General features: G+C 71.5%; 4 protein-coding genes. All 4 read right to left on the reverse strand.

Annotated features, from left to right (window positions below):
- Positions 1-1,561 (reverse strand): efflux RND transporter permease subunit (locus HY703_07065; GenBank protein MBI4544934.1); only part of this gene is annotated, 1,561 nt, incomplete at its 3' end.
- 39 nt (positions 1,562-1,600) lie between these two features.
- Positions 1,601-2,731, reverse strand: coding sequence for a hypothetical protein (locus HY703_07070; protein MBI4544935.1), 1,131 nt, complete (start codon positions 2,729-2,731; stop codon positions 1,601-1,603).
- 242 nt (positions 2,732-2,973) lie between these two features.
- Positions 2,974-6,396, reverse strand: a complete 3,423-nt coding sequence (locus HY703_07075; GenBank protein ID MBI4544936.1) for an efflux RND transporter permease subunit — start codon at positions 6,394-6,396, stop codon at positions 2,974-2,976.
- 241 nt (positions 6,397-6,637) lie between these two features.
- Positions 6,638-7,541, reverse strand: a 904-nt coding sequence (locus tag HY703_07080) for a TolC family protein (GenBank protein ID MBI4544937.1), incomplete at its 5' end; no start/stop codon positions are given.

Consider the following 7,541-nt stretch of genomic DNA (forward strand, 5'->3'; position numbering starts at 1 on the left):
CGACCAGTCCGGCATAGAAGCGGACGTAGAAGGGCGTGTGAGGCGCCGCGCGCGAGCGCGCGCCTTCCCCCTTTCCCAGGATCCGGGACGCGAGAGCGGGAATGAACGTGAACGCGACGAAGAGGCTGGCCAGCAGGCTAAACCCGACGACCATCGCGAGCGGGACGTAGTAGACGCGCAGTTCGCCCTGCAGGTAGACGAAGGGGATGAGGACGATGACGGTGGTAAGCGTAGCGGCGAGCACGGCGAGCACGACCTCGCGCGCGCCGTGCTCGGCGGCGAGCGGCGCGGCCTCGCCCAGCCGGCGCCGGCGGTAGATGTTCTCGAGGACCACGATGGCGTTGTCGACCACCAGGCCGAAGCCCATGGCCAGCCCCATGAGCGTGAGCACGTTGAGCGTGAAGCCGCCGAAGTAGACCAGGTTCAGCGTGATCAGGATGGAGAAGGCGATGGTGGCGAAGACAATGCCGGCGGAGCGGAACGAGCCCAGAAAGAGGAGCAGCACCAGGAAGATGACGCCGGCGGCGACCAGGGCGCGGAAGCGCAGGTCGGTGAGCTGCTGCCGGATCGCCTTGCTCTCGTCATTGTCCAGCAGCAGCCGGAGCCCCGGCGGCTGCGTGGGCTCGAGCGCGGCCACCGTCGCCTTCGCCCGGTCGGCCACGGCCACGGCGCTGGTGCCGATCTCGCGCAGGATGAAGAAGGAGACGGCGGGCTGGCCGTCAATGCGGTAGTAGGAGGTCGGGTCCTCGTAGGTGTCGTGGACGCGGGCGACGTCGCCCACCCGAACTGTGCGGCCGCGGTCCGTGAGCAGCGGCAGGCGCCGCACGTCCCCGGCCGACTCCGGGCGCTGGCGGATGGCCAGGGTGCGCAGCACTCCGCCGGCCGCGACGGCGCCGGCCTCGCGCACGAACTCCAGCTCCTGCACGCGGCTGCCCACCAGCTCGAGGTCGAGGCCCAGCGCCTGTGCCTTCTCCTCGTCCAGCTCCAGCTCGAGCACGCGGTCGCGCCCACCCTGGGCTACCACCTCGGCCACGCCATCCACCTGGCGCAACGCGGGCGCGATCACGTCGTCGACGTGGCGTCGCAGCGCTTCCACGGTATAGGGCCCGGTGACCGTGTAGCCGAGGAAGGGGCGTGTCTGCTCCTGAAACTCGCGCGGCACGTAGTGCTGGATCTGCGGGCGGGAGGCGCCGGCCGGCAGCTCCTGCTCGAGCGCGGCCAAGCGCTCGGACAGCTCGAGCCGCGCGAAGTCCATGTCCGTGTCGCGCGCGAACTCGACCGTGATCCTGGCGAACCCCGCCCCGTCCTGCTCCGAGGACTCGGACGTAACCTTCTCGACGCCGCGCACCTGCTGCGCCGCAGCCTCGAGGGGCGAGGTGAGGAAGGCCTCGGTGGTCTCGGGCGAGGCGCCCCACCAGGAGGCGGTGATAGTGAGCTGCGGCAGCCGGGTGTCGGGCAAGAGCTCGAGGGGCAGGTTGCGCCAGGCGGCGACGCCCAGCAAGGCGACGGCCGCGTACGCCATGGTCACGGCGACGGGGCGGCGGATCGAGAGCCGGATCATACCTCAGGGCGCCATGGAGCCACGGTGGCGGCCGGCACTCTACCCGCGCCGCCCGGGCTTGATCAGGCGGTACATGCGGAGGTGCTGGACATCGAGCTCGTCCCGCCAACTGCCCAGGAGGAAGTCCGCGCCGATCTGAAAGATGACAAAGTCGGGCGGTGTCCGGACCGTGCCCAGCATGCGGCCGTCGGGGTCGAAGACGTTCCAGCGCGGCTGGTCGTCGCCGGGGCGGCGGTACTCGGCGACCCACAGGTCGCCCGGCTCGTCCACCACCATCCTGCTGTAGGCCGGCATGGTCTTGGGAAACGGCATGTCCGCCAGCATCTCCTGCTGGAACCGGCGCCAGTTGGGATCGGTAGCCTGCTCGAGTTGTTCCTGCTTGTAGCGCTCGATGTCCTCTGGGGTGACGTCCAGGTTGGAATGCTGGCGCCGGATCAGCCGCGTCAGCTTGCCGGCGGCCGAGTAGAGCCCGACCTCGAACCGGTCGGCGGGGCCGAAGTAGAGCTCGTCTCCGCGCACCAGCGTCGCAGGGGTGCGCCCGAAGGCCAGGGATCTGACGGCTACGCTCGATTCCGTGGCTTTGACATAGTATTCGGGGCCGGGGAACCAGCCGAGGGTGTCGACAGCGCCGCCGTTCGGAGCGAACAGAAGGTAGAGCGCCGAATCGCGGCTCACACCGCCTTTGTCACCCGGCCTGAAGCTCCGGCCCAGACTGGCCAGCAAGCTGCCGTTGCTGAAGCGCCCCTGGAGATTGGGGAAAGCATCGCCGGGGCCATGCAAAACCATCGAGCGCGCCAACCTCCCGTCAGCGCCGAAGACGGATACGCGCCGGAGGCGCCAGTCGTAGGTGAGCAAGGAGTCAGCGGTGAGCAGGTAGAGCGAGCCGAGGTTCTGGAACTCGCCCGGCCCCTCCCCTTTGCGGCCCGCGGTCAGCACGTAGGCACCCGAGCTGTCGTAGAAGCGCAGTTCGTTGGCACCGCCGTCAGCCACCACAATGCGCCCGTCGGATAGCCTGGCCGCACCGGCAATGCGCTCGAACTGATACTCGGACGCGCCTTCGAGCACGCCGATTTCCAGGACCGGGTGGTCCGAGAGGCGCCATTCCATGCCCTCGCGCCACAGCGGGGCTGCATTCTCGATGATCTCGATGCCGGCGCTGTCGCGAACCACGGCGCTGGACGCCCTCTCACCGGCGCCACAGGCGCAAAACGCGAGCAGGACGGGAGCGGCGAGCAAACAGCGGGATGCGCGGCTCGGCTGCATAGTGCTCCTCCTGCTAAGTGCAGCGTTTCGCAAGTTACGTATTCACCGCCCAGCAGGCGGAGGGCGGAGAGTGCCAGACGGCCGCCCCAAGTACCGTACGATCCAGTACGATCTCTGTGTGCTCGGCGCACTCGGCGGTGAAATAATGGTTACGCCCGTTCCTCGCCGGCGCCGCCGGCCGGCACCAGGGCACGCGCTTGGGGGTCCTCCGGGAGCAGCCGACCGGGCGGGGCCGCGGCGGCCGGGCTCCGGCCGCGCAGCAGGGCAGAGACCCGCAGCCGCGCCTCCTCGACCAGGTCGTAAGCCACCGGCACGACGATCAGGGTGAGCGCCGTCGCCGTGATCAGCCCACCAATGACCGCCACGGCCAGAGGCGCGCGCAGGTCGGCGCCACGGCCCAGGCCCAGGGCCAGGGGGGCGAGGCCAAGCACGGTAGTGACGGTGGTCATGAGGATGGGGCGGAGGCGCGCGCGGCCGGCCTCGAGGATCGCTTCGCGTGTGGACAGCCCCTGCCGCCGCATCTGGTTGATGAAGTCCACCTTGACGATGGCGTTGTTCACGGCAATGCCGACCAGGATCACCATGCCGATCAGGCTCATGGTGTTGAGGCCCCCGCCCGTGATGGCCAGGGCCAGGATCGCACCAATGATGCCGAGCGGCACGCTCAACAGGATGGTGAACGGGTGGGTGAACGACTCGAACTGCGCGGCCAGGATCATGTAGACCAGGAGCAGCGCGAGGGTGAAGGCGAAGCCCAGCTCGCGGAAGCTCCTCCGCATCTCTTCGTTGGCGCCGCCGATCTCGGCGCGCAGCCCTGCGCGCGGCGGCGCCGCAGCCAGCACCCGGCCCGCCTGGTGGATCGCGGCCTCGAGGCCGCCGGCGGCTACATCGGCGTAGACGGGCACGACGCGCCCCTGGTCCAGGCGCCGGACCTCGGCAGGCCCCACGTCCTCGTGCGTGCGCACCAGCTCGCGCAGCGGCACGCCGTCCACGCGCAGCAGCCGGAGCGTCTCGAGGGAGCGGCGCGCCTCCTCCGGCAGCCGCACGACCACGGGCACCTTGCGGTCGAAGTCGACGAACTCCGTGGCCACCTTGCCGCGCATATAGGCCTCGACCGCCTCGGCCACGCGCCGCGGCTCGATGCCGTAGGCGGCAGCGCGCTCGCGGTCGATCTCGACGCGAACCTCCGGCTGTCCGATCTCGGTGCCCAGCCGCACATTGGCCAGCGACCGGACGCCGGCGAGGCGGGTCTCAAGATCGCGGCCATAGGCGAGCGCGGTTTCCAGGTGATCGCCGCGCACCCGCACGACCAGGTCGGCCTCGGCCCCGCCCAGCAGCCGGCCGAGCGCGGTGGCCTGGCCAGTCTCGAGGGCCAGGGCGCCGGGCGGGAACCCGGCCAGGCGGGGGCGCAGCCGGTCCAGCACCCCTTCTGTGCGGGCGTGCGCCTGGAGCCGCACCTCGAGGGTTGCAGTGTTGATGCCCTGGCCGGCCGCATCCACGCCGGCTACTGCCTGCTGGCGGCCGACCCGGCTGAAGACCGCCTCGACCTCGGGGTCGGCGCGCAGCACCTCTTCCACGCGCCTGGCCGCAGCCGCAGTCTGCTCGAGGGGCGTGCCGCGGGGCAGCTCGAGCCGCACGCGGAACGCCCCCTGATCCACCTCGGGGAGCACGCCCCGCTTGAGGAAGAGGCCGAGTGCCATGGTTGCCAGGAGCAATGCGACCGTGATGGCGACGACGCGGCCCCGGTGCTCGAGGGCGCGCTCGAGCAAGCGGTGGTACCATGCGGCGAATCGGGCAAAGCCGCGGTCGAACGCGTCGAGCGGCGGCGTGGCGAGGCGGGCAACCAGGCGGCGTACGGGGCGGGTGGCAAGGCGCGACCAGCGTCGCACCGGCCCGGGCGCAGGTCCAGCCGTGGCCGCGCCCCCCTGCCACCGGGCGGCCATGGTGGGGAGCAGCGTGAGGGCAACCACCAGGCTGGCCAGGAGCGAGAAGGCCACGGCCAGCGCGAGGGGGCCGAGCAGCTCGCCGGCCACGCCCTGGACGTAGACAATGGGGCCGAACACGGCAATGGTCGTGAGCGTCGACGCCGTGATAGCGCCCTGCACCTCCTCGGCGCCGCGGGCCGCGGAGTCGATAGGCAGGGCGCCTTCGAGGCCTGGCCCCGCCGCCACCACCACTTCCGCGCCCTCCACGCCCCCCGCGCCTTCCACGCCGCGGCCGGCCGGCAACGGGCCTGCGGCGCCGCCGTGCTGCAGCCCGTGGCGGCGCCGGAAGATGTTCTCGAGCACCACGATCGAGTTGTCGACCAGCATGCCTACGCCCAGCGCCAGCCCGCCCAGGCTCATGATGTTGAGCGTCACGCCGGCGGCATGCAGCAACGCGAAGGTGACCACCACGGAGATGGGGATGGACAGCGCAATAGCGACGGGATAGCGGGCGTCGCGCAGGAACAGGAACAGCACCAGGAAGGCGAGCAGGCCGCCGAGCACGAGCGCCTGGGTCACGTTCGAGATGGCGTCGGCCACGAAGCCCGCCTGGCTCATGGCCACCTCGAGCCGGATGTCCGGGTACTCCCTTCGGAGCTGGGCCAGCGCCGCATCCACGCGCTCCGCCACCCGCACGGTGTTGGCACCCGACTCCTTGAACAGGAGCAGCCCCACGGCTTCCTGGCCGTTGTAGCGCGCCTCGGACTCGCGCTCGCGGAAGCCGTCGCGCACGCGCGCGACGTCGCGCACGCTGACCAGGCTGGTCGGAACGGCGGCGCCCGCTCCCGATCCCGATCCCGTTCCCGACCCGGTGCGCGCGCTGGCGCCGGGCGTCAAACCCGCCCGTCGTCGTTCGACAACAACCTCCCCGATCTCCTCCACGCTCTGGAACTCGCCCAGCGTGCGCAGCGCGTAGCGGTAGCGGCCGCGGCGCACGGTGCCACCGGGCGCGGCGGCATTGGCGGCGTCGAGCGCGCGGGCGACATCGTCAATGGTGAGGCCGTAGCTCTCGAGGAGCCGTGGGTCTGCCTCGACCTGGATTTCGCGCTCGAGCCCGCCTACCACGGCCGCCTGGGCCACGCCCTCGAGCTGCTCGAGCCGGCGCTTGAAGACCGACTCGGCCAGCTCCTTGAGCGCGGCCAGGTCGGCAGCGCCGGCCACGCTGAGGGCGAGCACGGGCTCGCTGCGCGGGTCGGTCTTGAGCGCCACGGGCCGGGAGGCCAGCTCCGGCAGCCGGTCGCGCTGGTTGTCCAGCCGCTCGCGTACGTTCAGCGTGGCGAAGTCCATGTCCGCGCCCCAGGCAAAGCGCACGGTGACCAGGGAAACGCCCTCGCGGGTCACACTCTCGACGCCCTGCGCGCCTGGCACCGTGCTCACCGCCTGCTCGACCGGCTCGGTCACGAAGCGCTCGACCTCGGCGGGCGCGACGTTGGGGTAGGTGGTGTAGATCACGAGGCGCGGGTAGGCGATGTCCGGCAGCAGGTCAATGGGCAGGCGAGTGAAGGAAATGCCGCCCAGGAACACGGCCGCCAGGAAGAACATGGAGACGGCCACTGGCCGTTGGATCGAGAGGCGGGGGAGAGTCATCCTAGACCCCCCGCCCTGCCCTCTCCCCGTGGCCAGGGCTGGGGCTGGGCCCAGGGCTGGGGCACCGCAGGTGAGGCAGGCAGGTGGAGACGCAGGGACGCGGCGAAGTCGCGAATCTGCGGCCCGGCAGGGCCGCGGACGGAGGTGAGAGCGTGGCGACGCCACAACGCTGCCGCACGGTTTCGCCGTGGCGCCGCGTCGCCGCCTCCCCGTGTCGCCCCGTCGTGGCGCCGGGTGCCGCTCACGGGCGGAGCTCCTTCCCCACCTTCTCCTCGAGCGTGACCAGAGCGGTGGCGAAGGTGAGGCGGGCGGCGGCGGCCTCGCGCTCGGCCGCGGCGGCCTGCTCGATCACGGACTGCAAGCTGGTGAAGGGGATGGCGCCCTGCCGGTACTGCTCCTGCGCCAGTGCCACGCGTTCGCCGCTCAACGCCGCGGACTGGTCGGCCAGTTCGAGGGAGCGGTGCGCGTTCTCCAGGTCGATCAGCGCGCTGCGCACCTCGCGCTCGAGGGCGAGGCGCGCGGCACGCGCGTCCTCGCGGGAATCGCTGACTGCGGCCTCCGCCCGGGCGATCTGCGCGCTGGGGCGGAATTGCTCGAAGAGCGGGAGCGAAGCGGACAGGCCGAAGAAGAAGGTGCGGTTCTTGGGGTTGAGCTCCGTGAGCGCGTCATAGCTGGAGAGGCTCATGCCCCGGCTGAGCCCCGCATTCAGGCCGATTTGCGGCCAGCGCGTGCCGCGTGCCGCGCGGGCCCGGCGCTGGGCTGCTGCCGCGGCGGCGTCCGCTTCAGCAATGCGCGGATGGCCGGCGAGCGCCGCGGCGACCAGGGCATCGGCGGCGAGGGTCGAGGGGTCGAAGACTCCAGGAAAATCGCCGGCCAGCTCGAAGGCGACGTCGCCTGCAATGCCCAACGCTTCCCGCAGCTCCAGCTCTGCCTTCCGCGCCTCGCCTCTGGCCCGGGCGAGCGCCTGTTCCTGGCGCGCCACATCGACGCGGGCGCCCAGCACGTCGACGGCCGTCGCCGCAACGACGCGCACCAGCCGCTCGGTGGCCGCGAGCCGGTCACGGGCCGAGACGAGCAGCCGCTCCTCGAGCTCGATGAGGCCGCGCGCGTGGAGGGCCGCATAGAAGCGGCGGCTGACGTCGGCG

This window comes from Gemmatimonadota bacterium, from assembly GCA_016209965.1.
GTDB lineage: Bacteria > Gemmatimonadota > Gemmatimonadetes > Longimicrobiales > RSA9 > JACQVE01.